Raw genomic sequence first — 1435 nt, 5'->3', positions numbered from 1 at the left:
CCAATGTCATTAAGTTAAGGAACTATATAGCTCTTTTGTAATTGGTTAAGGTTTTGTATTTGCCAGACCTTCGTTTGAGCTTTTTCACTCTTGGCAGTTTTCTGTTTGGCCTTACTGGTTCAATATATTGAGCAAAGAGGTTTTGTAATTGGATTAATATTTTTTCGGGATCTTTAAAAAGTAAAAGGCCTATGACCCTGTTCTTCATAATGCCAATAGCGGTGTTTTTATTTATTTGATAATCGTATTTGCGCTTAGAAACTTCATGATGGATTTTCTCCTGGGCTGGTTTGCTAATGATTTCCTGTAAGTTGGATAAGAAAACTGTTGCATGGAAATCCTGTAGAATTGTTTCAACTTTTTGCCCGCTGAAAGCTTCTAATTGCAACTGGTTCTTGAAGGAGTTGAACCTTGTTTCGATTCCCCAGCGCATAAAATAAAGTGCTTTAAATTCTTTGTAGGGATATTGTTGTTGGTCGAATAGGTTGGTAGCCAGCACTTCAATTGTCCCATCATCTAAAACAATACGGATCAACCGTATATTAATAGTACCCTTTACTTTTACAATAAAGCCTTGCTCTCTAAGCTCCCTCCGAATGGGTTTACTTGCCTTAATCGTGCTGATCGCATCATTTACCCCGCTTTTTACAAATGCTGTTACTTCAGTACTGAACCCTACAGGGCAGCGCATTAAGAAGGGCTGTGGTGTTTCTTTATTTTGATGATGAAACATGCTGGTAAAACCAGGATAAGCACGATCGTAAATCAACAACATATCCGACTCATAGGACGGAAGCCAGCTTAGAGCGATCTTTTGCTCAGAACAGCTGATCGGGTACATCCCCGCCTTTATAGTGATTTTATTCAAAACATCAAAGGCACACAGAACGCGGCTTAAAGTTACCGTACCACGCTGATTTCCATGCGTTCCAAAATGTTCTGTTACTTCCTTCCTGTCGATCAGGTACGCTGTAGAACCATCTACCGCAATCACCCTAAATCCATTCCACCGTTTAACATCAACTTTATAATGAGTATAAAAACTATCAACTAATGTACTATTCAAGCAACTGAAAAAGAAACTACTAATCTTTGAGCGCTGTTGACTAAAAGCAGACTTGGTGGCTTTCAGTTCCTGAAAACCCATATGATCGAAGAATGCTGATAGCTCTATATCATAACTTCTCTTAAAAAAATTAAGCAGCATGCATACTACCAGTTCAAAATGAAGCTTACGCCTTCTGCTAAAAGCATTACAAGAGTTGGTGAATAGCTGTCTTAACTCGCTATTTTGAGATGAAAGGGCAATAAAATTCCGTAAATCTGAAATGATTTTTAAGTTTGCTGACATACCACAGTTTTTTGATTCGTAACCATAAAGAACCGGATTTTATCCGGTTCTGAACTGTGGTGTTCCTTAACTTAATGACATTGG

1 protein-coding gene is annotated in these 1435 nt (G+C 38.2%); it reads right to left on the bottom strand.

Translation table 11 applies throughout. The features are described from left to right. Positions 1-22: 22 nt before the first annotated feature. Positions 23-1351 (bottom strand): IS4 family transposase, encoded by a 1329-nt coding sequence (locus BMX50_RS34140; RefSeq protein WP_091222920.1) that lies wholly within the window; start codon positions 1349-1351, stop codon positions 23-25. Positions 1352-1435 lie beyond the last annotated feature (84 nt).

Origin of the sequence: Mucilaginibacter gossypiicola, from assembly GCF_900110105.1 — a bacterium.
GTDB classification, from domain to species: Bacteria; Bacteroidota; Bacteroidia; order Sphingobacteriales; family Sphingobacteriaceae; genus Mucilaginibacter; species Mucilaginibacter gossypiicola.
This window is presented reverse-complemented; position numbering and strand designations above follow the sequence as displayed.